Source organism: Streptomyces sp. NBC_00775 (assembly GCF_036347135.1).
GTDB lineage: Bacteria > Actinomycetota > Actinomycetes > Streptomycetales > Streptomycetaceae > Streptomyces > Streptomyces lutosisoli.
Genome location: NZ_CP108938.1, coordinates 959,152 through 984,140 on the forward strand (window position 1 = coordinate 959,152; position 24,989 = coordinate 984,140).

The window sequence follows — 24,989 nt, forward strand, 5'->3', positions numbered from 1 at the left end:
TCCGCCACCGACAACACCAGGCGAGGGAGCTCAGTTCCGTTCCGGGACGATGAACTCGCACCACACGCACTTGCCGCCGCCGCGGGCCTCGACGCCCCAGACGTCGGCCAGCCGGTCGACGAGCAGGAGGCCGCGGCCCGAGACGCCGGACTCGCCGGCCTCGCGGCGGCGCGGCAGGGCGCTGGAGGAGTCCTCGATCTCGGCGCGCAGCCTGCGGTCGGGGCCGGCGAGGACGCGCAGGGTGACGATGGCGGAGCCCTCGGTGTGCATCAGGGCGTTGGTGATCAGTTCGTCGGCGACCAGCTCGATCTCGTCGGAGCGCTCGCGGGCACCCCAGGCACGGACGGCGGCGCGGATCATGTGGCGGGCCTCGGTGAGCGCCTCGGGGTCGCCGGGCGCCACACGCTGCTGGAGCCGGCCGCCGGACTGCTGGGTGGTGGCGCCGCGGCGGCGCAGGACCAGCAGCGCCACGTCGTCGTCGCCGCCGCGCTCCTCGGCCATGTCGATGAGCCGCTCGGCGAGGTCGGCGACGTCGTCCGGGCCCGAGCGGATGAGCTCCATGAGGGTGTGCATGCCGTCGTCGAGGTCGATGCCGGGCTGCTCGACGAGGCCGTCGGTGAACAGCAGCAGGCTCTGGCCCGGGTCGAGTTCGACGGTGTCGACCGGGTATTCGAGGCGGCCGAACTCGGCGGACAGGCCGAGCGGCAGGCCCCCGTCGACGGCGAGCCGATGGCAGCTTCCGTCGGTCCCCCGGATCAGCGGGTCGATATGGCCGGCCCGGACGAGCTGGACGACTCCGGTGGACAGGTCGGCCTCCGCGTACAGACAGGTCGCGAAGCGGTCGGTGTCGAGTTCGTGCAGGAAGACCGAGGCGCGGGCCATCACGGTCGCGGGGGTGTGGCCCTCGGCGGCGTAGGCGCGCAGCACGATGCGCAGCTGGCCCATGACGGCGGCGGCGTGTGTGTCGTGGCCCTGGACGTCGCCGATGACGGCGCCGACGCGGCCGCCGGGCAGCGGGATCACGTCGTACCAGTCGCCGCCGATGTCCCGGCCGAGGGAGGCGGAGCGATAGCGGACGGCTATGTCGGCGTCGGGCACGCTGGGGATGGAGCGCGGCAGCATGGCCTGCTGGAGGCCTTGGGCGAGGTCCTTCTCCTGCTCGTAGAACATGGCCCGCTGCAGGCTCTGCGCGATGCTGCTGCCGAGCGCGACGAGGACGTTGCGCTCGTCCGCCGAGAAGCCGCGCCGGTCGTTGTAGAGCAGGCCGATCGCGCCGATGGGTCTGGCCTGCACGATGAGCGGCAGATACGCGGCCGAGGTGATCTTCAGATCGGTGATGTTCGGCCACAGCAGGGGATACGACTCGGCGAACTCCTCCGGCGACTCGATGAAGTGCGGCGCGAGGTTCCGTACGACCTCGTTCATCGGGTACTGCGCGTCGATGCGCGTGACCCGGGTGCCGGGCACGTAGCTGTCCGAGGGGCCCGCGGCGACCATACGGATGCGGCCGGCCTCCACCAGGCCCATGACCAGGCTCTTCGCCCCGAGGTGGGTGAGGCCGTGGGTGTCCTCCAGGACGTCGATGACGTCCTGAACGGTGCGGGCGTGCGCGAGGGCCGCCGTGGTGATCTGGACGACGTTGGTCTGCTGGCGCCGGGCCTCGTCCTGGGCGGCCTGATCACGGCGCGCCGCGCTCTCGCCCAGCTCCTCGGTGGCGTCGCGGACGATGCCGATGATCCGGCGCGGGCGGCCGGTCTCGTCGCGGCGGATGTAGCCCTGGGTGTGGGTCCAGCGCAGGGAGCCGTCGCGGCGGCGGACGCGGAAGTAGGCGCCGTAGTTCTCGCTGCCGTCCTTGATGGCCTGCGACACCACGGCGTCGAGTCTGCGGCCCTCCGTCGGGGGCACGCGGATCCCCAGGCTCTCCGGCTGGCCGTCGTATTCGTCGGGGCGCATATCGAAGATCTCGTGGGCCTGGGCGTCCATGTGGAACAGACCGGTGTCCAGGTCCCAGTCGAAGCTGCCCATGCGGTTGAGCGCCAGGATCGGATCCGGGTGGGCGGGCCAGTCGTCCGGGAGTGACAGGGCGCTCGCACCCCGATCAACCATGGGGCCACCTTGCCAGGATTTGCTCGATTGTTCGACTTCTGGGGAGCCCGTTTCCGGGCTCCCCCGCCGAGCGGGAGCTCAGCTGTCGAAGACGTCGGTCGGGGCGTCGAAGATGCTGTCCGACGTGGACGGGTCGTCGGGGATCAGACCGCCGCCGTCGGGTACGTCGGGGCTGTCCGGAACGGTGTCGGGGCCGATGTCCTCGCCCGAGGGGCTGGATGTGTCCGGCTCACTCGACGGGGCCGGCGGCGAGGAGGGCTCGTCGGACGCGGACCGGTCGGGGGAGGTCGTGCCGGTCTCCGGAGCGGTGCTCCGGTCCGAGGGGGTCCCGTTCGACGGCGTCCGGTCCGAAGGGGGCGGCGTGGACCCGGGGTCCGCGGTCGGCGGGGCCGTGACGGTGGCCGTCGGGCACTCCGGGGGCTCTGCCGCCCGGTCCGCCGGGTCCGTCGGCTCGTCCGCCGGGTCCATCGGCTCGTCCGCCGGGTCCATCGATTCGTCCGCCGGGGACTGGAGCTTCGCCGTGTCGGAGAGCGCGGAGTCGGAGTCGAGGGTCTCGCCCGGGGCGCTCTCGGTCGCTCCCGGCATGTCGGTCACCGTCTCGGTGGGCGTGACGCAGTCGGACGCCGATGCGTCGGGCCGGGGGCTCTCGTCGTGCGGGGCGGTGCCGGCCGAGTGGTCCGGCCTCGGGGCTTGCGTCTGCGTCCAGTCGTCGGCCGGCGGAACGACGTGGTCGTGGTGGCCGTCGTCGCCGATCCTGCGCTCGATCCAGGTGTTGTCGACGATGTTGATGATCGTGATGTTGGTGATCACGGTGGGCGCCGGGGTCACCACGACGACCTGGGCCGGCCGGTATCCGTCCCAGGCCCGCCCCTGGGTGCCCGGGTTCCCCTCCAGCGCGGAGGGCGGGTTCAGCGGGTTGCCGCAGGCGCAGCGGACGCGGGGCACGCCCCGGTTGTCGACGAGGACGGCGGTGCCCGCCTGGAGCACGGACTGGTAGCTGGTCGCCTCCCCCTTGCTGAACCCGTGGTTCGTGACCCGCGTGTCGGCGCGCAGCAGCACCGAGGTCAGTCCGCGCAGGAAGTCCGGTACGGAGGCCTGGGAGATCCCCGAGGCCTGCGCGAAGGCACGCGCCTTGCTCCGGTCCGCGGCGAGGAACCCGATCTGCTTCTCGACGTCGCAGCTGCCGGCGTTCTGGGTGCCGCCGTAGAGGCCCGGCGTGGAGCCCGAGAGGGAGCGCTCGCCCTGGCCGCCGGAGGCGGCGCCGGTGGACGCCGGTTGCGGCATTCGGGTGACGGGTGGCGGGGTCGCGGAGGAGTCGGTGAAGGGGTGGGGGCCCTGGTCCGCGACGGGCTGGAGGAAGACCTCGCTGCCGGATCCGCCGGATGCCACCTTGTCCTTCTGGTTGTCGCTGCCGCACCCGGCGACGAGGAGCGCCGCCGAGAGTGCGCAGGCCGTGACGAGGGTTCTGGTGGGTATGTGCACCGCGTTCTCCCGTTCCTGCCGGGCTATGCGTTGATCCCCCGCCGATTTCGCCCACCATTGTCTGCGTCCCTCGCTTGGCTCACGCAAGCGGAGGCAGTCACCCAGCGTCACAATGGAAGGGAGAGGAGCACTCGACGTGCAGTGGTTCGTCGCCCCCGAGTACTGGCTGAGCCGGCTGGTCTTCCAGCGGGCGCTGGCCGTCGTGTACCTCGTCGCGTTCCTGGGCGCGGCGGTGCAGTTCCGCGCGCTGATCGGGGAGCGCGGGATGCTGCCGGTCCCCCGTTTCGTGGAGCGCGTGGCGTTCCGTCACGCGCCGAGCGTGTTCCACTGGCACTACTCGGACCGCTTCTACGCGGCCTGGGCCTGGACGGGCTGCGCGGTGTCGGTGGCGTTGATCGCAGGCCTGGACTCGCAACTGCCGCTCTGGGGCGGAATGTTGCTGTGGCTCGTTCCCTGGGCGCTGTATCTGTCGATCGTCAACGTCGGCCAGACGTGGTACTCGTTCGGGTGGGAGTCGCTGCTGCTGGAGGTGGGTTTCCTCGCGGTCTTCCTCGGCAACGACGAGGTGGCCCCACCGGTCGTCGTCCTCTTCCTGCTGCGCTGGGTGCTGTTCCGGGTGGAGTTCGGCGCCGGGCTGATCAAGATGCGGGGCGACGCGTGCTGGCGGAAGCTGACCTGCCTGTACTACCACCATGAGACACAGCCGATGCCGGGCCCGCTGAGCTGGTTCTTCCACCATCTCCCCAAGCCGTTCCACCGGGCCGAGGTGGCCGCCAACCACGTCACCCAACTCGTCGTCCCCATCCTGCTGTTCACCCCGCAGCCGATCGCGACGGCCGCCGCCTCGCTGATGATCCTCACCCAGTTGTGGCTGGTCCTGTCCGGCAACTTCTCCTGGCTGAACTGGATCACCATCGTGCTGGCCCTGTCGGCGGTCGAGTTCCCCACCACCGCCCCGCACGTGGCCGGGACACCCCTCTGGTTCGAGATCGTGGTCCTCGCGGTGGCCACGGGCCTGGTGGCCCTCAGTTACCGCCCGGTGCGCAATCTGTTCTCCCGGCGCCAGGTCATGAACCGCTCCTTCGACCCGCTCCACCTGGTCAACACCTACGGGGCGTTCGGCAGTATCAGCCGGGTGCGGTACGAGGTGATCGTCGAGGGCACGGCGGACGGCATCCCGCTGGAGGATGCGGAGTGGCGGGAGTACGAGTTCAAGGGCAAGCCGGGTGATCCACGGCATTGGCCGCGCCAGTTCGCTCCGTACCATTTGCGGCTCGACTGGCTGATGTGGTTCGCGGCGCTCTCCCCCGCCTACGCCGGTGAGTGGTTCGCGGGTCTCGTGGAGCGACTCCTGGAGAACGACCGCGACACACTGCGGCTGCTGCGCCGCTCCCCGTTCCCGGCCGACGCCCCGCCCCGCTATGTCCGTGCCCGGCTCTTCCGCTACCGGTACACGACCTGGCGCGAACTGCGGGAGACGGGCGCGTGCTGGCACCGGACGTACGTACGCGACTTCCTGCCGCCGACACGGTTGGAGACGGAGGCCGAGCGCCGTGTCCGGTACTAGACGGTTCCCCCTGGATTCACGGATACCGGCGGGCGAGCGCGGCCGTGCCGGGAACGTCGCCGGTCCGTCGGCCCAGGTCGAGACTGGTGGACAGGTACCAGGGCAGACGCAGGGTGCGGGGCGAGCGGCGCTGACGCCTCGGCCGAAGGTCAGATGTCGTACACGCGGGTGGCGGTGCCCCCGAAGATCTCGGCGCGCTCGTCGTCGCTCAGCTCGACGATCAGCCCGGCCGCGATGTCACCGACTCCGGAGTATGTGGCCGCCAGTGTGCACACCGGCCAGTCGGAGCCGTACATCAGGCGGTTCGAACCGAAGGCGTCCAGCACGGTGTCCGCGTAGGGGCGCAGCTCGGCCAGTGGATACGTCCCCTGCGGCCAGGACCTCCAGTTCGCCTCCGTCACCAGGCCCGAGAGCTTGCCCACCGTGTTGGGGAGCGCGGCCAGCGCCCGGACGTCCGATGCCCACGGTTCGAGTTCGCCCGACGCGATCGGCGGTTTGCCCAAGTGGTCCAGAACGAACGTGAGTTCCGGCAGAGCCTCGGCCGCCTTGACGCAGGCGGACAGCTGGTGGGGCAGCACGACCAGGTCGTAGACCAGGCCGGCCCCGGCGACCGCCGCGAGTCCGCGCCGGACGTCCGGACGCAGCAGCCACTCGGGGTCGAGCTCGCCCTGCACCTGATGGCGGATGCCCTTGAGGTACCGGCCGCCCGTCATCTCCCGCAGCCGGGCCAGCTCGTCGGCGGCGTCCGGGCGGGTCAGGTCGGTCCACCCCACGACCCCCGCCACCAGTTCGCTCTCCTCCGCGAGGGCGAGGAACTCCGGGGTCTCCTCGGCCACGGTGACCGTCTGCACCAGGACCGTGCGGCCGAACCCGGCGGCCCGCGCCTGCGGTTCGAGATCCGCGAGGGTGAAGTTCCGTCGCAGCGGCAGGAGTTCGGGCCCGGTGATCCAGTCCTGGTCGCGGACGGAGAGGTCCCACACATGGTGGTGCGCGTCCACGTTCACGGCAGCTCCCACACGACGGGCAGCCCGGCGCCGGCACCCTCGCCGGAGTAGTCGTGGACGACGTCGAGGAGTTCGGCCATGCGGGCCTGCCAGGCGATGTTGACCGGCAGCTTCTCCAGTGCGGCGAGCATCCGCGCGTAGTCCTCGCACTCCAGGACGTGGAACAGATCGGTTCCGCTGCGCCAGATCGTCCAGGAGGTGGCTCCGGCGGCCTTGATGGCCGCGGTGAGCTCTTCGGGGACCTCGCGGTGAGCGGTCTCGTACTCGGCGACGCGGTCCGCGCGGACCGTGGTGTGCAGCGCGACTCTCATGACGGCTCCTGTGCGGGTACGGGAGCGGCGGCGGGCAGCAGGCCTTCCGCACGCAGTTCCTCCCAGAACTCCAGGGGTACCGGCGCCGCGAACTGCTCGGCACAGTCGCGGACTTCGTGCGGGGAACGCGCACCCACCAGGACGCTCGCCACGGCCGGATGTGCGGCGGGGAAGGCCAGCGCGGCGGCACGCAGGGTGCTGCCGTGCCGCTCGGCGATGGCTTTGAGGCGCAGAGCGCGCTCCAGCAACTCACCGGAGGCCGCCGTGTAGTTGTACGTCGCTCCAGGTCTCGGGTCCGCCAGCAGCCCGGAGTTGAAGGCGCCGCCGATGACGACGGACGTGCCGCGCTGCTGGGCGGCGGGCAGCAGGCCGGTGAGCGCGCGGTGGTCGAGCAGGGTGTACCGCCCCGCGCACAGCACCACGTCGACGTCCGTGTCGCGGACGAAGCGGGTGAGCATCTCGGTCTGGTTCATGCCCGCGCCGATCGCCCCGATCACGCCCTCCGAGCGCAGCTTCTCCAGGGCGGGGTAACCCTCCCGGAAGGCCTGCTCGGCGTGGTCGTCCGGGTCGTGCAGGTAGACGACGTCCACGTGGTCGAGGCCGAGCCGTTCGAGGCTGGCGTCCAGGCCGCGTCGTACGCCGTCGGCGCTGAAGTCCCAGACGCGGCGGTGTGTGGCGGGCACGGCGAAGCCGTCGGCGAGGTCGTCGCCGCCCGCGTCCGTGGGCTCCAGGAGGCGGCCCACCTTCGTGGAGACGGTGTACTCGGCGCGGGGCCGCTCGCGCAGGGCCGCGCCGAGGCGCCGTTCGGAGAGGCCGATGCCGTAGTGCGGCGCGGTATCGAAGTAGCGGATGCCTGCCGCCCAGGCCGCGTCGACCGCCTCGTACGCCTGCTCGTCGCTCACCGCGGTGAACAGGTTGCCGATGCCCGCGGCGCCGAAGGACAGCTCGCTGACCTCGACGCCGCTTCTCCCGAGCGTGCTCACTGGCCCACCGGGCGCAGTCGCAGTCCCTGCATTCCGCCGTCGACGGCGAGTGCCGTGCCGGTGGTGGCGCCGGACAGCGGGCTCGCCAAGTAGGCGACCGCGCCCGCGACTTCGGCTGCCGAGACCAGCCGGCCGGAGGGCTGACGGGCCTCCAGCGCGGCCCGTTCGGCGACCGGGTCGTCGGCGGCGTCGAGCAGACGGGCGATCCACGGGGTGTCCGCCGTTCCGGGGTTCACGCAGTTGACGCGGACGCCCTCGCGGAGGTGGTCGGCGGCCATGGCGAGGGTGAGGGAGAGGACGGCGCCCTTGGAGGCGGAGTACAGGGCGCGCTGGGGCAGGCCCGCGGTGGCGGCGATGGAGCAGGTGTTCACGATGGCCGCGTGCTCGGATTCCCGCAGATGGGGCAGGGCGGCCCGGGTCGTACGGACCATGCCGAGGACGTTGACGTCCAGGACCCGGTGCCACTGCTCGTCGTCGTTGTCCTCGACGGTTCCCTGGGCGCCGATGCCCGCGTTGTTGATCAGTACGTCGAGTCCGCCGAGGTCGGCGACCGCCGCGGCCACGGCCTCCCGTACGGACGCGTCGTCGGTGACGTCGGCGCGATAGCCGAGCAGTGGCTTCTCGACGGACGACGGGTCGAGGTCGAGAACGGCGACCTGGGCGCCGCGCGCGGCGAGCAGGTCGGCGGTGGCCCGGCCGAGGCCGGAGGCGCCGCCGGTCACCAGCGCCCGGAGGCCGGCGAAGTCCTGAGGGTCCGTCATACTGCTGCGCCCTTCTTGTCGTTGAGCTTCTGCTGTGCCAGGTCGGCGGCCCAGAAGGTGCCGCCGGGGTAGGTGAACTCCTCGATGGACCCGGGCCGCATGGTGGCCGAGAAGCCCGGCGCGGCGGGTGCCGTGTAGTGGCCCTCGCGGATCACGACCGGGTCGAGGAAGTGGTCGTGGAGATGGTCGACGTATTCGATGACCCGGTCCTCGGTGGTGCCGGAGAGTGCCACGAAGTCGAACATCGACAGGTGCTGGACGAGTTCGCACAGGCCGACACCGCCGGCGTGCGGGCAGACGGGCACCCCGAACTTGGCCGCGAGCAGCAGGATGGCGAGGTTCTCGTTGACGCCGCCGACGCGGGCGGCGTCGATCTGCAGGACGTCGATGGCGCCTGCCTGGAGGAGCTGCTTGAAGATGATGCGGTTCTGGACATGCTCGCCGGTGGCGACCTTGACGGGGGCGACGGCCTTGCGGATGGCGGCATGGCCGAGGACGTCGTCGGGGCTGGTCGGCTCCTCGATCCAGTACGGCTGGAACTCGGCGAGCGCCTTGGTCCAGGTGATCGCCTCGTCGACGTTCCAGCGCTGGTTGGCGTCGATCGCGATGCGGATGTCCGGGCCGACCACCGAGCGGGCGACCCGGCAGCGGCGCACGTCGTCCGCGAGATCCGCGCCCACCTTCAGCTTGATCTGGGTGAACCCCTCGGTGACGGCCTCGGCGGCCAGTCGGGTCAGCTTCTCGTCGCTGTAGCCGAGCCAGCCGGGCGAGGTGGTGTAGGCGGGGAAACCCCGCTCGACGAGCCGGGCCCTGCGCTCCTCGGCGCCTTCCCGCCCGTGCCGCAGCAGCTCCAGCGCCTCCTCCGGCGTGAGCGCGTCCGTGATGTAGCGGAAGTCGACCTGGCGTACCAGCCATTCGGGCTCGGCGTCGGCGAGCAGCCGCCACAGCGGCTTGTTCGCGCGCTTGGCGGCCAGATCCCATACGGCGTTGACGACGGCGCCGATCGCCATGTGCATCACGCCCTTCTCGGGTCCGAGCCAGCGCAGCTGACTGTCGCCGATCAGGTCCCGGCCCAGGGAGCCCGGGTCGGCGCACAGCTCGTCGACGGACCGTCCGACCACATGCCCGCGCAGCGCGTCGATCGCGGCGACCTGGACATCATTGCCCCGCCCGATGGTGAAGGTGAAGCCGTGCCCCTCGGCGCCGTCGGCCGCGTCGCTGCGCAGCACGACGTACGCCGCCGAGTAGTCGGGGTCCGGGTTCATCGCGTCGGAGCCGTCGAGCTCGCGCGAGGTGGGGAAACGGATGTCGTAGGTGTCGACCGCGGTGATGCGGGCGGGGGTCGGGGACACGGAAGGCCTTTCGATCGGTGGCAAGGGATCCTCGGACTCGGGGATCCGAGAAGTCAGTCCTGGGCGCGTCCTGTCGTCACGCGGGCGATCATCAGGGCGACCAGGATGATTCCGCCGTAGATGGCCTGGATCCAGAAGGACGGCACCTGGGCGAGGGTGAGCAGGTTCTGGACGACGCCCAGGAGGAGTACGCCGGTGAGAGCGCCGAACATGGTGCCCTTGCCGCCGTCGAGGCTGATGCCGCCGATGACCGCGGCCGCCATCACCGTGAAGATCATGTTGTTGCCCTGGTTGGCGCTGATCGCACCGACGTAGCCGGTCTGCATGATGCCGCCGACCGAGGCGAGGACGCCCGCGACGACGGACACCCCGAGCAGCACCCGGTCGACACGGATGCCTGCCGCGCGGGCCGCTTCCGCGTTGCCGCCGATCGCGTACAGGGCGCGGCCGATCCGGTGGTACTTGAGGATCAGCCCGGCGACACCGAAGGCGACCGCGGCCAGCCACACCGACAGCGGGACGCGCAGGAAGGTGGAGGTGGCCAGCGAGAAGAACGCGTCGGGCATGCCGAACAGCGTCTTGCCCTTGGTGGCACCGACCAGCAGGCCGCGCAGGACGATCAGCATCGCGAGGGTGACGATGAAGGCGTTGAGCTTGAACTTCACGACGAGGATGCCGTTGAAGGCGCCGATGAGTCCGCCCACGACGAGGATCGCGAGGAGGGCGAGCGCCGCCGGCCATTGGGTGCCCCAGCCGGACTGCGCGGCCGGCAGCACCAGCAGGGCGCCGATGGCGGGTGCGATGCCGACCACCGACTCCAGCGACAGATCGATCTTGCCGGTGATCAGTACCAGCGACTCGGCGAGGACCACCATCGCGAGCGCTGCCGAGGCGCCCAGGATGGAGATCAGGTTCCGTTCGGTGAGGAACGAGTCGTTGACGATCGCGCCGAGCACCATGAGCACCAACAGGGCTGGTACGAGGGCGAGTTCGCGGGCGCGGCGGAGGAGTACGGCCTTGGCGGTGCGGGGGTCCGGAGTCCGCGGTGGGGTGAGCGGCGGGGCCTTGGTGTCAGCCATGGTCCACTCCTTCGATGGAGGCGATCAGCTCGTGGTCGTGCCAGCCCGCCGGGTGCTCGGCGACGACACGGCCGTGGAAGAGGACGAGGACGCGGTCGCAGCGGCGCAGGTCGTCGAGTTCGTCGGAGACGACGAGCACGGCGGTGCCGTCCTCCCGGGCGCTGTCCATGCGGGAGAGCAGGGACTCCTTGGACTTCACGTCGACGCCCGCGGTGGGGTTGATGAGGACGAGCAGGCGCGGGTCCGAGGCGAGGGCGCGGGCCATGACGACTTTCTGCGCGTTGCCGCCAGAGAGGTCGGAGACGGGCTGCTCGGGTCCCTCGGTGTGGATGTCGAGGCGTTCGATCAGCTCGGTGGCGAAGCCGCGTCTGCGGTCGGTGCCGATGAAGCCGTAGCGGCCGAGGCGGCCCAGGACGCTCATGGTGGCGTTGTCGCCGATGCTCATCCCGGAGACGAGACCCTGGTCGTGCCGGTCGCGCGGAACGCAGCCGACGCCCGCCTTGAGCGCGGCACGCACATCGCCGAACGGCAGCCGCTCGCCGTCGAGTCGAGCGGTTCCACCGGTCGGGGTGTGCAGTCCGGCGAACGACTCGGCCAGCTCGATCTTGCCGCTGCCGCTGGACCCGGCGAGGCCGAGGACCTCACCGCGGCGGACGGTGAGGTCGATGCCGTCGTACGCGTGCGAGGTCAGCCCCTGGACGTCGAGCATCACCCGGGCTCCGGCGGCCACGGACCGGCGCGTGTCCCCGTGTTCGGTGATCGACTCCCCCGCCATGGCCTCCACCAGCGCCGGGCGCGGGAGTTCGGCGACCGGCGCGGTGGTGATCCAGCGGGCGTCGCGGAGCACGGTGACGGTCTGGCACACCTCGTACACCTCCTGGAGGTGGTGCGAGATGAACAGGAAGGTGACGCCGGACTCCTGGAGTGCCCGCATGCGGGTGAAGAGCCGCTCGATCTCCCGGTTGTCGAGCTGCGCGGTCGGTTCGTCGAGGACGATGAACCGGGCGCCGAAGCTCAACGCCCGAGCGATCTCGACCATTTGGCGGTCCTCGACCTTGAGGTCGGCGGTCCGCGCCTCCGGGTCGACCCGCACGTCCCAGGTCTGAAGGACCTCCGCCGCCTCGGCCCGCAGCCGGCGCCAGCTGATGAAGCCGCCCCGGCCGACCGGCTGCCGGTTGATGAAGAGGTTTTCGGCGACCGTCAACTCCGGTACGACGGTGGGCTTTTGGTACACGCAGGCGACCTTGCGGCGCCAGGCGTCGCGGTCGGCGAGCGGGGGTGCGGGCTCGCCGTCGAAGCGGACCGTGCCCTCGTCGGGGGCCTGGAGGCCGGTCAGAATGGTGACGAGGGTGGACTTGCCCGCGCCGTTGCGCCCGACGAGGGCGTGCGACTCGCCCGGCAGGACGGTGAGTCGGCCGTCTTGGAGTGCGACGGTGGGGCCGTACCGCTTGGCCACGCCCCGCGCCTCCACCAGTGGGGTGCTCATGTGACCGTGTTGCCCCAGAGCTTGGGGTCGTCGACGTTGTCCTTGGTCACCAGCGGCGCGGGCAGCTGGTCCTCCAGGATGCCGCTGGGCAGCTTGACGATCTCGGAGTCGTGGTCGGTCGGGCCGGTCTTGAACGTCTTTCCCTGCATCGCGGCCTTGATGTAGTACATGCCGTACTTGGCGTACGCGTCGGCGGGCTGCGAGACGGTGGCGTCGATCTCGCCCTTGCGGATGGCGTCGAACTCCTGCGGGATGCCGTCGTTCGAGACGATCGCGATGTGGCCCGCCTGGCCCGTCTTCTTCAGCATGCCCTTGGACTTGAGGGTCTGGAGGGTGGGAGCGAGGTAGACGCCGCCCGCCTGCATGTAGATGCCCTTGATGTCGGGGTTGGCGTTCAGCAGGGTGTCCAGCTTGGAGGCCGCGGTGTCGGACTCCCACTTGGCGGGGATCTCCAGGACCTTCAGCTTCGGGTAGTTCTTCCGCACGCAGGTGCGGAACGCCTCGGAACGCTCACGGCCGTTGACGGACGCCAGATCGCCCATGATCTGCACGACCTTGCCGGAGCTGATCTGCTTGCCGAGGTACTGACAGGCCTTCTCGCCGTACGCGACGTTGTTGGCGCGTACGACCATGGCGACCTTGCCCTTCTCGGGCGCGACGTCGACGGCGACCACGGGGACGCCCTTGCGCTCGGCCTGGTCGAGGCCGGCGGCGATGGCGGCGCTGTCCAGGGGAGCCACGACCAGGCCCTTCACACCCTGGTTGAGCTGGTTGTTGATGTCGGTGATCTGCTGCGACGGATCACTGTTGGAGTTGACGGTCTTGAGCGCGTCCACGCCCTCGGACGTCGCCATCTTCGGGACGTAGTCGTTGTACGACTGCCAGAACGGTGAGGTCAGCAGGGGCAGGATCACCCCGACCTTGCCGGTGCCGCCTCCACCGCCGCCCGAGGCCCCGGTGTCCTTGGTGCTGCCGCACGCCGTGAGCGCGAGGGTCGCGCAGGCGGCCACAGCCACCGCACTGAGGGAGATCCGCCTGTTTCGCAGTTTTCTGCCGGCCATCTAACAGCTCCTCGTTGAGCGAGATCGAGCAGGTGACCGCATATTTATCAGACCACTTCGCTGCCGCAACACCCTCCGGAGCCAAATTTCCCCGCTTTCAAGCGATAGTGGTCCGACCACTCCGGTGGTTAGACTGCGGCGCACCCGGCGACAGGAGGAAACGGCGTGGACGAGTCCGCCCCGCAGAAGGGCACCGTGACACAGCGCGCCATCGAGCAGATCACGGCGATGATCGGCGAGGGCCGTCTCGAGCCGGGCCAGCGGCTGCCGACCGAGCGTGATCTCGCCGCCCAGCTGGGCATCTCCCGCAGCTCGATGCGCGAGGCGATCCGCGCGCTCACGGTCATGGGCGTCCTGGAGGCACGGCACGGATCGGGCATCTACGTCACGCAGTTGGAGGCCGGGGACCTCCTGGAGACCTTCGGTGTGGTGGCCGATCTGTCCCGGGGCCCGCGCCTGGTCGAACTGCTGGAGATCCGCCGGATCCTGGAGTCGACGGCGACCGCGCTCGCCGCCGCCCGCATCTCGGCGGACGAGCTCGCCGAGGTCGAGAAACACCTCGCGGCGATGAACGCGACGGACGATCCGGAGGAGATCCTCGCCCACGACCTGGCCTTCCACCGCGCCATCGGGGCGGCGGCGGGCAACGAGACGATGGCGGCCATCCTGGAGGGCCTCTCCTCACGCACCTTCCGCGCCCGCGTCTGGCGCGGTTACCAGGAGGAGGGCGCCTTCGAGCGCACCCGGCGCGAGCACGCGGCGATCCACCGCGCGCTGGTGGCGCGCGATCCGGAGGCGGCACGGGCGGCGGCGGCCGCGCACGTGGGCGAGGTGGAGGAGTGGCTGCGGACCCAGCTCAAGCCGTAGTGGCTTGAGCTGGGACCTGCTTCGTACGGGGGCGGCGCGGCCTCGATCAGGCGACCTCTGCGCCCGGTGGCGGAGCGGCCTCGATCCGGCATCCGCTTCCCCTCGTGGCGAAGCGCCCCGGTCAGGCGCGCTTCAGCCTGAGTGTCACCAGCTCGAACGGGCGCAGCCGCAGCGTGATCCGGTCGCCTTCCCGCCCCGGTGCCGCCGCGTCCGCGAGCGGCCGCTCCAGCAGGTCGGTGACCGCGACGGCCGCGACCTCGAAGCCCGCCGTGAGCGAGACGCGCGTACGGCCGCCGCGGGACTCGTGGAAGCGGACGACCACGTCGCCACTGCCGTCGTCGGCCAGCTTGACCGCCGTCACGACGACCGCGTCCTGGTCGACGGTCACCAGCGGGGCGACCTCCTGGGAACCGGTCAGCCGCCGCTCCGGCACATTGATCCGCCACCCTTCGCGCACCGCGTCGCCGATCGCCGCACCCGGCACCAGCGCGTGCCGGAAGCGATGGACGCCCTGATCGGTCTCGGGGTCGGGGAAGCGCGGGGCGCGCAGCAGCGAGACGCGCACGGTGGTGGTCGTACCGGAGTCGGTGTCGCGGACGGTCCGGGTGACGTCATGGCCGTACGTCGAGTCGTTCACCAGGGCGACGCCCCAGCCGGGCTCCTCGATGTGCACGAACCGGTGGTTGCACGCCTCGAACTTGGCGGCCTCCCATGACGTGTTGGTGTGCGTGGGCCGGTAGAAGTGCCCGAACTGGGTCTCGGACGCGTACCGTTCGGCGTGCACGTCGAGCGGGAAGGCGAGCTTCAGGAACTTCTCGGTCTCGTGCCAGTCGACCTCGGTGTAGATGCCGAGCCGCGGCTCCCCCGGAGCGAGCGACAGCACCTGGGTGACCCGCGACACGCCGAAGGACCGTACGATCCGCACCGACACGCCGTCCTCACCAGGCACGACCTCGTCCGCGTCGACCAGGTCGGTGACCGTGTTGCGGTAGAACTCGTCGACGTCCCAGGCGTCCCACATGTTCGGGAAGTCGGGGTGGAGCTGGAGGAGGTTCGCCGCCTGCCCGGGCGCGATCGTCTCGCGGTCGGCGAGGAGGTCGTACGCGGAGACGACGAGCCCCCGTGCGTCGATCTCGACGTGCAGCAGGCCGTTGTCGAGGACGTAGCCGCCGTTCACGCGCGGCGCGAGCGCGGCCTCACCCTCGACGAGGGCCGCACCGGCTCCGCCCGCCGCAACCCCGTCCCTGCTGTGCGGCGCCGAGTTGAAGACCAGGGCCGCCGAGCCCTCCCCGGCCAGGGCGCGCTGGGCCGTGCCGATGATGCCGTCCAGCTCCTCGGCGACCTTCTCGTACGTCTTGCGCGCCTCCCGGTGCACCCAGGCGATGGACGACCCGGGCAGGATGTCGTGGAACTGGTGGAGCAGCACCGTCTTCCAGATACGGTCCAACTCCTCGTACGGATACGGGAACCCGGTCCGTACGGCCGCGGTCGCCGCCCACAGCTCGGCTTCGCGCAGGAGGTGTTCGCTGCGGCGGTTGCCCTGCTTGGTCCTCGCCTGACTGGTGAGCGTGGCGCGGTGGAGCTCCAGGTACAACTCGCCGGTCCACACGGGTGCGTTGGGGTATTCGGCCGCCGCCTTCTCGAAGAACTCGGCGGGGGTCTCCCACACCACGGTCGCGGAGCCTTCGAGGTCGCGGAGCCTGGCCGCCTTGGCGACCATCTCGCGCGTGGTGCCACCGCCTCCGTCGCCCCAGCCGGTGGGGGCGAGGGAGTGCCGGGCGACGCCCTTGTCCTTGAAGTTTCGGGCCGCGTGGGCGATTTCGCTGCCCTTCATGGAACAGTTGTAGGTGTCGACGGGCGGGAAATGAGTGAAGATCCGGGTGCCGTCGATGCCCTCCCACTGGAAGGTGTGGTGCGGGAACTTGTTGGTCTGCGACCACGAGATCTTCTGCGTCAGCAGCCACTTGGAGCCGGCCGCCTTGATGATCTGCGGCAGCCCCGCGGCGAAACCGAAGGTGTCGGGCAGCCAGGCCTCGTCGTTCTCGACGCCGAACTCGTCGAGGAAGAACCGCTTGCCGTGCACGAACTGACGGGCCATCGCCTCCGAGCCCGGCATGTTGGTGTCCGACTCGACCCACATACCGCCGGCGGGCACGAACCGCCCGTCGGTCACCGCCTTCTTCACCCGGGCCCACACCTCGGGGCGGTGCTCCTTCACCCAGGCCCACTGCTGGGCCTGGGACATGGCGAAGACGAACTCGGGCTCGTCCTCCAGGAGCGCGGTCATGTTGGAGGTCGTGCGGGCCACCTTGCGGACGGTCTCGCGCAGTGGCCACAGCCACGCGGAGTCGATGTGCGCGTGTCCGACGGCGCTGATGCGGTGGGCGGAGGGGACGGCGGGCACGGCCAGGACCTCCGCCAGCCGGGCGCGGGCCGCGGCCGCCGTACCGCCCACGTCCTGGAGGTCCACGGCGTCCAGTGCCCGCTCGACGGCGCGCAGGATGTCCCAGCGCCGCGCGGACTCCACCGGCAGCTCGGCCATCAGCTCGCCGAGTACCTCCAGGTCGATGACCAGCTGCCAGACGGCCTCGTCGAGGACGGCGAGGTCCATGCGCTCCAGCTTGTACTGCGGCTCGCTTCCCGCGGTCTCCTTGTCGCCCAACCGCGTGGGCAGGAAGGGGTGGTAGTCGAGGATGACCGGGTTGGAGGCGGCCTCGATGTGCAGCCTCACCTCCTCGCCGCCCTCGACCGGGGCGCCGATCCGCACCCACTGGTTGCGCGGGTTGAGGCCCTTCACCGGAGTGCCGTCGGGCCGGTAGACGAGCCCCTCGCACTGGAATCCCGGCATGTTCTCGTCGAAGCCGAGGTCCAGCAGCGCCTCGACGGTCCGGCCGGCCCACGCCTCGGGCACGGTCCCGGTGACACGGAACCAGCTGGTGCCCCACGGAGCACCCCAGCGCGCGCCCACCTCGATCGGTTCCGGCGCGGCGGCCAGCCCTTCGGCGACCGGCACCGGCTCGCCGGGCGCGTGCCACACCGCCACCTCCAGCGGTACGGACTCGGGGTACACGGCGGGGCGGATGCGCTCGTCGAGGACGCGCCGGAGGCGGGCTTCGACCAGGGTGCGGTCGTCATGCATGAGAGTGCTCCGTGGGGTGAGGGTGCGGGCTACCAGGTGTGGGTGGTCGTGGCGGCGGTCGAGATGGTGAACAGCTCCCCCACCGCGCGCAGTTCGAACCGTGCGGCGGTCTCGCCCTGCTCGGGGACGAGCCCGCCGGCGTAGAACGCGCGCTGGCAGGTGCCACCGAGGAAGCGGCGCGTGCCATCGGGGAGTGTCCGGTACAGCTCGTAGTGGCGTACGGGGCCGGTGGCGCCCTGCCAGGCGAAGCGCAGGCCGCCTCCGTCGGCGTCGGTGACGCGCAGGTCGGTGGGCGCGGCGGGGGTCACCACCGCGTCCCGGACGGCGAGCCCGCCGAGGCGCCAGCGCACGGGCCCGCCGGCGGCGGTCAGCCGGACGCCGATCGCGTGCACGGTCCCCGACAGGCCCGTCAGCCGCACGGTCGAGGTACCCCAGCTGCCGCTCGCGCTCACGGGGAAGTACGTGTACGGGGGCGCCCCACCCGCCGTGCCCGGCTCGGCGGTGGCGACGGCGAGCTCGACCCGTGCGCTGCCGGAGTCGAGACGGTGGGTGAGCTCCACGACCGTGTCCGCGCCGAGCGGCAGCCGTGTCGCGTAAAGGTCCAGCGCGGCCGGCGCGTCGAGGGCGCCGTCGACCAGGAGACTGCTGCCGCCGCGCCAGGCGTCCGCGAAGTCGAAGGTGACCGAGGGGCGCCCGCCGGTGGTCCGCACCACCCAGCGGCGGGACGGCAGCCGGTCCTGGAGACCGAGGTGGTTCCAGGCGGCACCCGAGGTGACCTTGCCGTCCTCGTACCACTTCAGTCCGTGCCCGGTGTTGAAGACGGTCGCGAAGGGCACGGAGCTCACGGTGGACCGGTCGGCGACGGAGACGGCGGGGGCGCGCCAGCCGGCGGTCGGGTCCGGCTTGGCGGGGTCGAGGGAGCTGCCGGTCCAGAACGTGTCGTCGGCGGCGTGGAAGTCGCCGGGCGTGCGGCTCGCGGGCAGGTGGTTGCGGGTCCACTCGGGCCGGTAGAAGCCGATGGAGGTGACGTGCGTCCTGGTGGTCGGCACGATGGCGTCCCAGTTCACGGACGTGCCGGTGCCGCCCGCCTCGACGTCGACGCCCGCCCACAACTCGTAGCGGCTGCGGCCGAGTTGCTGGGCCGTCGTACCCGAGGACGCCAGACTGCTCTGGGACCAGCGGAAGTCGATGAACATGGTGTCGGCGGCCTGGAAGAACGTCTTGTTCTGGCTGTTCAGCGCGCCCTGCCAGCTCACCGAGCCGCTTACGGTCATGGAGTCGTACCAGGTGACGCGCTGGCCCTTGGCCGCCCCGAGCGTCTTCAGCTCTTTGAGGAAACCGAGCATGTCGGTGGCGAGCGCGGTGTTCCCGCCGCCGGTCTCGGCGTTGATGAACCAGCCGTCGAAGCCGTACGCGGCGGCTACGGCGACGAGTTGGGCGGCGAGCGGGTAGTGCCCGGTGGAGTCCTTCTGCACCAGGTCGCGGGTCCACTGGAGCTGGCCGCCGTAGGCGACGGGCGGCAGGAAGACATTGCCGAGGACGGGTACGCCGTGCCGGTGGGCCGCGTCCACGATCGGGGCGTTCGGGGCGAGGATCAGGCCCTCGCCGGACGAGCCGCCCCAGAAGACGAGTTCGTCGACGTACGCCCAGTGGGTGAGGGCGTAGTAGTCGGCGGTGGCCGCGCCCTGCGAAGGGTTGCCCGACGTGGGGCCGAAGGAGACCAGGGACTGGATGCGGGCCTGGCCTGAGCGGGCCGTCGTGTTCGCGGGGGTCGGGGTGAAGCGTGCGGCGAGCGGCACGGACGCCGCGTTGAACGCCAGATCCGTGTCGCCGTCGGCGCGCCAGGCATTGAGGCTGCGCCAGGTGATGCCGGTGCCGGGGGTGCCCGAGGGAAGCGAGTCGGGATACCAGTAGGAGGCGTACGGCTGGAGGTCGCGGGTGGCCGCGGCCGCCGTGCCGGACAGGCCGGGGACGAGCCCCGCGGCGACGCCGGCTCCGGCGAGCAGGACGGTGCGTCTGCTGAGGTTCACTGTGTGCTCCGTATTCGTTGGGGGACGGACTACGGTGCTGGGGTCACGCGATGGCCTGACCCGGTGTGACGACCTCGCTGATACCGCGAGCGACGAGGTGCTCCTTGTCGTCGGCACGGCTCGCGAGGACAGTGGTGGGACGGACCCCGTCGGCGGTCAGCCGGGCGAAGGCCTCGAACACCGGGCCTCCCGGCGCACAGACCGAACGGCCCGGCGCGGTGTCGACGACCAGCGCGGTGGTGCGCGCGGCGGGTGTCTGCGGCCGGCCCTCCTTGACGATCCGGGCGAGGGTCTCCCCGGCCGGCTTGGTCTGCCGGTCATTGGTCAACAGGCCCAGGCTGTACTCGAGTTCGGGGAAGTCGGAGAGGTCGCGGCTGACGTCGTGCGAGCACCACCAGGTCACGCCCCACACATCGGGGCAGTCGAGGGCGTTCGCGACGGTCGCCTCGGTGAAGGCGGCCGCGTGCTCGGCGGGGATCAGCGGGGCGGGCGCACCGACCTCCTGGAGCCAGACCGGGCGGTGCGGGTCGTCCGCCCAGGCCTTGGCGAGTTCGATGAGGTACGCGGCGTGGTGCTCGGTGGCGACACCCGTGCGGCCGTGCCGCTGGGCCGTCCCGTTGAACACCCACGAGTGCACGGCGGTGACCGCGCCGAGCCGTGCCGAGTGCTCGGGCGTGAACGGCTGGTCGTCCTGGTACCAGGCGGCGTCGTACGAGGCGTGCAGATGCAGCTTGCCGGGGGCGCCTTCCGCGCAGGCGGTGAGCAGACGCCGAAGCCACGCCCCGGCCTGCTCGGGCGTGACGCGGTCCGGGTCGGGGTGCGGGCCGGCGGCGAACTGGTTGACCTCGTTGCCGATGGTCATGCCGATGAAGTTCGGCCGGTCGGCGAGCGCCGCGGCCAGGGTGCGCAGATACTCCGCCTCCCCCTCCACCACCTCCGGGTCGGTGAAGAGGTTGCGCCGGTGCCAGGTCCGCGTCCAGGCGGGCAGGAAGTCGAAGCTCGACAAGTGCCCTTGCAGTCCGTCGACGTTGACGTCGAGGCCGCGTTCGGCGGCCGCGTCGGCGAGCGCGACGAGCTGCTCCATGGCGCGCGGGCGGATCAGGGTGCGGTTGGGCTGGAAGTAGGGCCACAGCGGGAAGACCCGGATGTGGTCCAGGCCGAGCGCGGCGATCGAGTCGAGATCGGCGCGTACGGCGTCGAGGTCGAAGTCGAGCCAGTGGTGGAACCACCCTTGACTCGGGGTGTAGTTGACGCCGAAGCGCACGGCAGCAGACATGCGGATTCCTTGCGGATCTGAGGTACGGGAGGTCAGCCCTTGACGGCGCCCTCACCCACGCCACGGAAGAAGTACCGCTGGAGACAGGCGAACAGGGCGATCAGCGGCGCCACGGCGATGATCGTGCCCGCGGCGACGAGCCGTTCGTCGTTGGCGAAGGTGCCGTGCAGATAGTTGAGTCCGATGGTCAGGGTGAACTTCGAGGGGTCGCTGAGGACGATGAGCGGCCACAGGAAGTCGTCCCAGGAACCCATGAAGGCGAAGATCGCGACGACGGCGAGGGTGCCCTTCACCGACGGCAGCGCGATCCTCAGGAACCGCTGCCAGGCGTTCGCCCCGTCGACGAAGGCCGCCTCCTCGATCTCGTAGGGAAGGTTGAGGAAGGCGTTGCGCATCAGCAGGACGTTCATGGCGCTGATGCAGGCGGGCAGCACGACACCGATCAGCGTGTTGTTCAGACCGAGTTCCCGCATGGTCGTGAACTGGGCGATGATGATGCTCTCGGCGGGCACGAGCATCGCCAGGATGAAGACGAGTGTCGCGACGCGCCGGCCGCGGTAGCGCAGCCGGGCCAGGGCGTAGCCCGCGAGCGCCGAACCGAAGCAGTTCGTCACGACGTTGGCGGTGGCGACCTTCAGCGAGTTGAGGGCGTAGTCCCAGACCGGAATGGTGTCGGCAACTCGCTTGTAATTGTGGAGAGTTGGCTCGCTCGGCAGAAACTTGGGCGGTGAGCTGAAGATGTCCTCGTGCGGCCCCTTGAGGGATGTCGACAGCTGCCACAGGAACGGTCCGACCGTCAGGGCGAGTACGGCGAGCAACAGCAGGTAGCGCAGGGCAAGTTCCCAGGCGCGGATGCGGCGGCCGTGCTCGTCGGCGACACGGGGCTCCCGCGCGGCCGCCGGACGCTCCACCGGTCGTGTCTTCTCGGCGACGCTCACGCCTCCTCCTTCCGGTCGGCGCGCAGCACCAGCAGCATCAGGACGACGGTGACGGCGAAGACGACGACCGAGATGGCGGAGGCGTAGCCGACCCGGCCGCTCAGCCCGGTACCGGTGCGCTGGACGAGCATGACGAGGGTGGTGTCCTCGCCCGCGGGACCGCCGTCCGGGCCCGCCATCAGATACACCTCGGAGAACACCTTGAACGCGGAGACCGAGGAGAGCGCGCCGACCAGGACCATGGTGGAGCGGACGGCGGGCACGGTGACCGTGAAGAAGCGGCGCACCGCGCCCGCGCCGTCCACCATCGCGGCCTCGTGCAGTTCGCGGGGCACGTTCGCCAGCGCGGCCAAATAAATGATCATGTAGTAGCCGAGGCCCCGCCACACCGTGACGGCCATGGCGCTCAGCAGGAGCAGCCACTGATCGCTGAGGAAGCCGACCCTGCCGACACCGATCGCCTCCAACAGCGCGTTCACCAGCCCGCGTTCGTCCAGCAGCCACACCCAGATGAGCCCGACCACGACGATCGAGGCGACGACCGGGGTGTAGAAGGCCGACCGGAAGAACGTGATGCCGGGGATGTTCTTCTGGACCAGCAGGGCGAGCAGCAGCGGCAGCAGGACGAGCGCGGGGACGACCCCGAGCACGTACAGCGTGCTGTTGCGCAGACCGGTCCAGAACATGTCGTCGTGCAGCAGCTCGCGGAAGTTGGCGAGGCCCACGAACCTGCCCGGGATCAGGGTGCGGCGGTCGGTGAAGGCGTTGATGAGCGTGGAGGCGAACGGGTACAGGATGAAGACGCCGGTGATCAGCAGCCCGGGAGCGGCGAACAGCCAGGGGCTGCTGGGCAGATGGCGCCGCACCCGCGCCGCACGCCGGGGTCCGCCGAAAACGGTGGAAGAACTCGCCATGCCGGATCAGCCCTGCTGCTGGAGCAGCGTGTCGCAGGCCTTGACAGCGTTGTCAAGAGCCGTCTTGGGGCTCTCCTTGCCCTGGAGCGCCTTGGCGACCTCGTTGCGCAGCGCGGTCTTCATCTGCTCGCTGAAGAGGACGGGGGTGTAATTGACCGCGTTCTTCAGGGACTTGGCGGCCGCGATCCGCACGCGGGTCTCGTCGGTGCCGTCCTCCTTGGTGAAGTACGGGTCGTCGAGCGAGCCGGCGGTGCTCGGGAAGATGGCGACCTTCTTGGCGAACGACATCTGGTTCTGGGCGTCGGTGACGTAGTGCGCGAAGGCGACCGCCGCCGGGGTGTGCTTGGTGCGGGAGTTGACCATCACACCCATCACGTACATGTTCACCTTGCCGGTGCTGGTGATCTGGTCGGTGATGCCGATGTTCTTGTACAGGTTGGGCGCCTGCTTCTTGAAGTTGCCGAGGTCCAGGGCGCTGCCCGGGTTCATGGCGACGGCCTCGGTGAGGAACTTCTTGCCGGACGACTCGGGGGTCGCGGTCAGCGCCTGCGGGTCGAGCGCCTTGGCGTCGTACAACTCCTTGTACTTGGTCAGGAGTTCGACCCCCTTGGTGTCGTTGAACGCGAAGCCGGTGCCTTCCTTGTTCATCAGCTCGACGCCATAGCGGCCGAAGTCCTCGACGGTGGGCACATTGGCGAGGGTGGCGACCTTGCCGTCGCTCTTCTTCGCCAGCTGCAGGGCGTCGGCGAAGAGTTCGTCGTACGTCGTGGGCGGCTTGGAGGCGTCGAGTCCGGCCTCCTTGAAGAGCGACTTGTTGTAGAAGAGCGGGCCGGTGTTGAGGTACCAGGGGAAGGCGTACGTGCCGGTCATGCCCGGTATCCGGTGGCTGGCCCAGGCGCCGTCCAGGTACTCCTTCTTGTACTGGCCGGCGGACTTGTCGAGATCCAGGGCCAGGCCCGCCTTGGCGAGCGGGGCGACGAGGTCCGGCGAGACGTTGACGACGTCGGGCAGGGTGCCGCCGGCCGCGTCCGCGCTGATCTTGTCGGCGTACCCCTCGGCGGGCTGGTCGATCCACTTCACATGGGTGCCGGGGTACTTCTTCTCGAAGTCGGCGATCACACCCTCGAAGTACGGCTTGAAGTTGGCCCTCAGGTTCCAGGTCTGGAAGGTGATGTTGCCCTCGACCTTGCCGGAGGCGTCCGTCGAACCGCCGCCGTCGTCACCGGAACCGCAGGCGCTCAGCGGCAGGACGAGGGCGACGGCGGCGACGACAAGTGCGGGTGCTCTGCGAGGCTTTCGCACGGTGACCGGGCTCCTTCGCAACGGTGGGTGAACGGTGCCGCGCCAGACCTTGCATGCAACTCACCAGGGAAGTCAATGGATTTGGTTCAGCTAAATTCATTAGCGGCACAACATGGCTGGTCAGGGATCTATGACAGGCCCCTTGAAACAGATCACTAATGCGCTTTAGAGTGCAGCCACTCAAGCGCATTAGTACTCCGCCCCAGCAGAATGGTGAGCAACGTGCCAGCCAAGCGGTCTCCCGCGCGCCGGCCGACGATGAAGGACATCGCGCGGCGCGCCGGAGTCTCCGAAAGCGCGGTCTCCTTCGCGCTCAACGACCGGCCCGGAGTCTCCGAGGTCACCCGCGACCGGGTGCGCCGGGTCGCCGAGCAGCTGGGCTGGCGGCCCAGTACGGCGGCGCGTCAGCTGTCCGGCGAAGGTGCGGCCACGGTCGGTCTGGTCGTGGCACGCCCCGCCGACACGCTCGGCGTGGACTCGTTCTTCCTCCAGCTGATCTCCGGCATCCAGGAAGTGCTGGCGGAGCGTCATCTCGGCCTGCTCTTCCAGGTGGTCGAGGACGTGGACGCCGAGTGCGCGGTCTACCGTCGCTGGTGGGCGGAGCACCGCGTGGACGGCGTGATGGTCGTGGACCCGCGCGTCGACGATCCTCGTCCGGACCTCCTGGACGAGCTGGGCCTGCCCGCCGTGGTCATCGGCGGTGCGCCGGACGCCCGGCATCCCGGGCTGTCCGTCGTCTGGGCGGACGACGCGGGCGCCATGGCCGCGGTCGTGGACGAGCTGTACGCGCTCGGCCACCGTCGGATCGTGCACATCGCGGGCCTGCCGGGGCTCGCCCACACCGAGCGCCGGATGCGTACCCTGCGCGCGGAGGCCCGCCGGCGGGGCCTGGCCGAGGTGCGTTCGGTGCCGACCGACTACTCGGACGCGGAGGGGGCGGCCGTCACGCGCCGCGTGCTGGAGAGCGGCACACCGCCGACCGCGCTGGTCTACGACAACGACGTGATGGCCGTCGCCGGCGTCGCCGCCGCGACGGAGCTGGGCTTCTCCGTTCCGGGTGACGTCTCGGTGGTGGCCTGGGAGGACTCCGCACTGTGCCGCATGGTCAAGCCATGGCTGTCCGCCCTCTCCCGCGACACCGTGCAGTTCGGGCGCACGGCCGCGCAGGAACTGACCGCGCTGCTGGACGGCGGTCCGGCGCGCACGGTGCAGGTGCCGGTGCCGCGGTTGATCGAGCGGGACAGCACGGGTCCCTGCGGGGCGTGACAGCGGCGCGGGGCCGAAGCGGGGTTCGGGTGGAGCGGGAGGGGTGGACGTCGTGCGGACGTCCA

General features: G+C 70.6%; 19 protein-coding genes. 3 read left to right on the top strand and 16 right to left on the bottom strand.

Annotation, left to right across the window (positions count from 1 at the left end):
• Positions 1–30: 30 nt before the first annotated feature.
• Both OIC96_RS04540 and OIC96_RS04545 read right to left on the bottom strand, forming a co-directional pair.
• The gene (locus tag OIC96_RS04540) at positions 31–2,106 is read right to left on the bottom strand and encodes a SpoIIE family protein phosphatase (protein WP_330309173.1); all 2,076 of its coding nucleotides are present in this window, start codon (positions 2,104–2,106) and stop codon (positions 31–33) included.
• A gap of 78 nt (positions 2,107–2,184) precedes the next feature.
• Complete coding sequence (locus tag OIC96_RS04545; RefSeq protein WP_330309172.1) at positions 2,185–3,588, bottom strand: DUF6777 domain-containing protein; 1,404 nt, start codon at positions 3,586–3,588, stop codon at positions 2,185–2,187.
• 136 nt (positions 3,589–3,724) lie between these two features.
• Between OIC96_RS04545 and OIC96_RS04550 the strand changes: the two genes are divergently transcribed.
• Positions 3,725–5,155: a lipase maturation factor family protein gene (locus OIC96_RS04550; protein ID WP_330309171.1), complete on the top strand. Its 1,431-nt coding sequence runs from the start codon at positions 3,725–3,727 to the stop codon at positions 5,153–5,155.
• A gap of 149 nt (positions 5,156–5,304) precedes the next feature.
• On the opposite strand, the gene OIC96_RS04555 is transcribed toward OIC96_RS04550, so the two are convergent.
• The 8 genes from OIC96_RS04555 to OIC96_RS04590 are packed head-to-tail and all read right to left on the bottom strand — an operon-like array spanning position 5,305 to position 13,192.
• Positions 5,305–6,159, bottom strand: a complete 855-nt coding sequence (locus tag OIC96_RS04555) for an amidohydrolase family protein (RefSeq protein WP_330309170.1) — start codon at positions 6,157–6,159, stop codon at positions 5,305–5,307.
• On the bottom strand, positions 6,156–6,470 hold the full coding sequence (locus tag OIC96_RS04560) for an L-rhamnose mutarotase (protein ID WP_330309169.1): 315 nt from the start codon (positions 6,468–6,470) through the stop codon (positions 6,156–6,158). The genes OIC96_RS04555 and OIC96_RS04560 overlap by 4 nt, the downstream gene beginning before the upstream one ends.
• Positions 6,467–7,453: an aldo/keto reductase gene (locus OIC96_RS04565; protein ID WP_330309168.1), complete on the bottom strand. Its 987-nt coding sequence runs from the start codon at positions 7,451–7,453 to the stop codon at positions 6,467–6,469. Before OIC96_RS04565 ends, OIC96_RS04560 begins: the two co-directional genes overlap by 4 nt.
• Positions 7,450–8,214 (bottom strand): SDR family NAD(P)-dependent oxidoreductase, encoded by a 765-nt coding sequence (locus tag OIC96_RS04570; RefSeq protein WP_330309167.1) that lies wholly within the window; start codon positions 8,212–8,214, stop codon positions 7,450–7,452. Before OIC96_RS04570 ends, OIC96_RS04565 begins: the two co-directional genes overlap by 4 nt.
• Complete coding sequence (locus OIC96_RS04575; RefSeq protein WP_330309166.1) at positions 8,211–9,566, bottom strand: L-fuconate dehydratase; 1,356 nt, start codon at positions 9,564–9,566, stop codon at positions 8,211–8,213. Before OIC96_RS04575 ends, OIC96_RS04570 begins: the two co-directional genes overlap by 4 nt.
• Before the next feature lie 53 nt (positions 9,567–9,619).
• Positions 9,620–10,645: an ABC transporter permease gene (locus OIC96_RS04580; protein WP_330309165.1), complete on the bottom strand. Its 1,026-nt coding sequence runs from the start codon at positions 10,643–10,645 to the stop codon at positions 9,620–9,622.
• Positions 10,638–12,131: a sugar ABC transporter ATP-binding protein gene (locus OIC96_RS04585; protein WP_330309164.1), complete on the bottom strand. Its 1,494-nt coding sequence runs from the start codon at positions 12,129–12,131 to the stop codon at positions 10,638–10,640. Before OIC96_RS04585 ends, OIC96_RS04580 begins: the two co-directional genes overlap by 8 nt.
• Positions 12,128–13,192: a sugar ABC transporter substrate-binding protein gene (locus OIC96_RS04590; RefSeq protein ID WP_330309163.1), complete on the bottom strand. Its 1,065-nt coding sequence runs from the start codon at positions 13,190–13,192 to the stop codon at positions 12,128–12,130. The genes OIC96_RS04585 and OIC96_RS04590 overlap by 4 nt, the downstream gene beginning before the upstream one ends.
• A gap of 165 nt (positions 13,193–13,357) precedes the next feature.
• Between OIC96_RS04590 and OIC96_RS04595 the strand changes: the two genes are divergently transcribed.
• Entirely contained in the window at positions 13,358–14,059 is a 702-nt protein-coding gene (locus OIC96_RS04595) for a FadR/GntR family transcriptional regulator (RefSeq protein WP_330309162.1), read from the top strand.
• A 121-nt stretch (positions 14,060–14,180) separates the two neighbouring features.
• On the opposite strand, the gene OIC96_RS04600 is transcribed toward OIC96_RS04595, so the two are convergent.
• Genes OIC96_RS04600 through OIC96_RS04625 form a run of 6 tightly spaced genes read right to left on the bottom strand, consistent with a single transcriptional unit; the run spans position 14,181 to position 23,658 of the window.
• Positions 14,181–17,198 (bottom strand): alpha-mannosidase, encoded by a 3,018-nt coding sequence (locus OIC96_RS04600; RefSeq protein WP_330309161.1) that lies wholly within the window; start codon positions 17,196–17,198, stop codon positions 14,181–14,183.
• 29 nt (positions 17,199–17,227) lie between these two features.
• On the bottom strand, positions 17,228–19,228 hold the full coding sequence (locus OIC96_RS04605) for an endo-beta-N-acetylglucosaminidase (RefSeq protein ID WP_330309160.1): 2,001 nt from the start codon (positions 19,226–19,228) through the stop codon (positions 17,228–17,230).
• Positions 19,229–19,271: 43 nt separating this feature from the next.
• Positions 19,272–20,504, bottom strand: coding sequence for a glycoside hydrolase 5 family protein (locus tag OIC96_RS04610; RefSeq protein ID WP_330309159.1), 1,233 nt, complete (start codon positions 20,502–20,504; stop codon positions 19,272–19,274).
• A gap of 32 nt (positions 20,505–20,536) precedes the next feature.
• Positions 20,537–21,442, bottom strand: a complete 906-nt coding sequence (locus tag OIC96_RS04615) for a carbohydrate ABC transporter permease (protein ID WP_330309158.1) — start codon at positions 21,440–21,442, stop codon at positions 20,537–20,539.
• Entirely contained in the window at positions 21,439–22,356 is a 918-nt protein-coding gene (locus OIC96_RS04620) for a carbohydrate ABC transporter permease (RefSeq protein WP_330309157.1), read from the bottom strand. The genes OIC96_RS04615 and OIC96_RS04620 overlap by 4 nt, the downstream gene beginning before the upstream one ends.
• Before the next feature lie 6 nt (positions 22,357–22,362).
• Positions 22,363–23,658: an ABC transporter substrate-binding protein gene (locus OIC96_RS04625; protein WP_330309156.1), complete on the bottom strand. Its 1,296-nt coding sequence runs from the start codon at positions 23,656–23,658 to the stop codon at positions 22,363–22,365.
• A gap of 222 nt (positions 23,659–23,880) precedes the next feature.
• Here OIC96_RS04625 and OIC96_RS04630 point away from each other — a divergent pair, with 222 nt between their 5' ends.
• Positions 23,881–24,924 (top strand): LacI family DNA-binding transcriptional regulator, encoded by a 1,044-nt coding sequence (locus tag OIC96_RS04630; protein ID WP_330309155.1) that lies wholly within the window; start codon positions 23,881–23,883, stop codon positions 24,922–24,924.
• Positions 24,925–24,989: the final 65 nt, after the last annotated feature.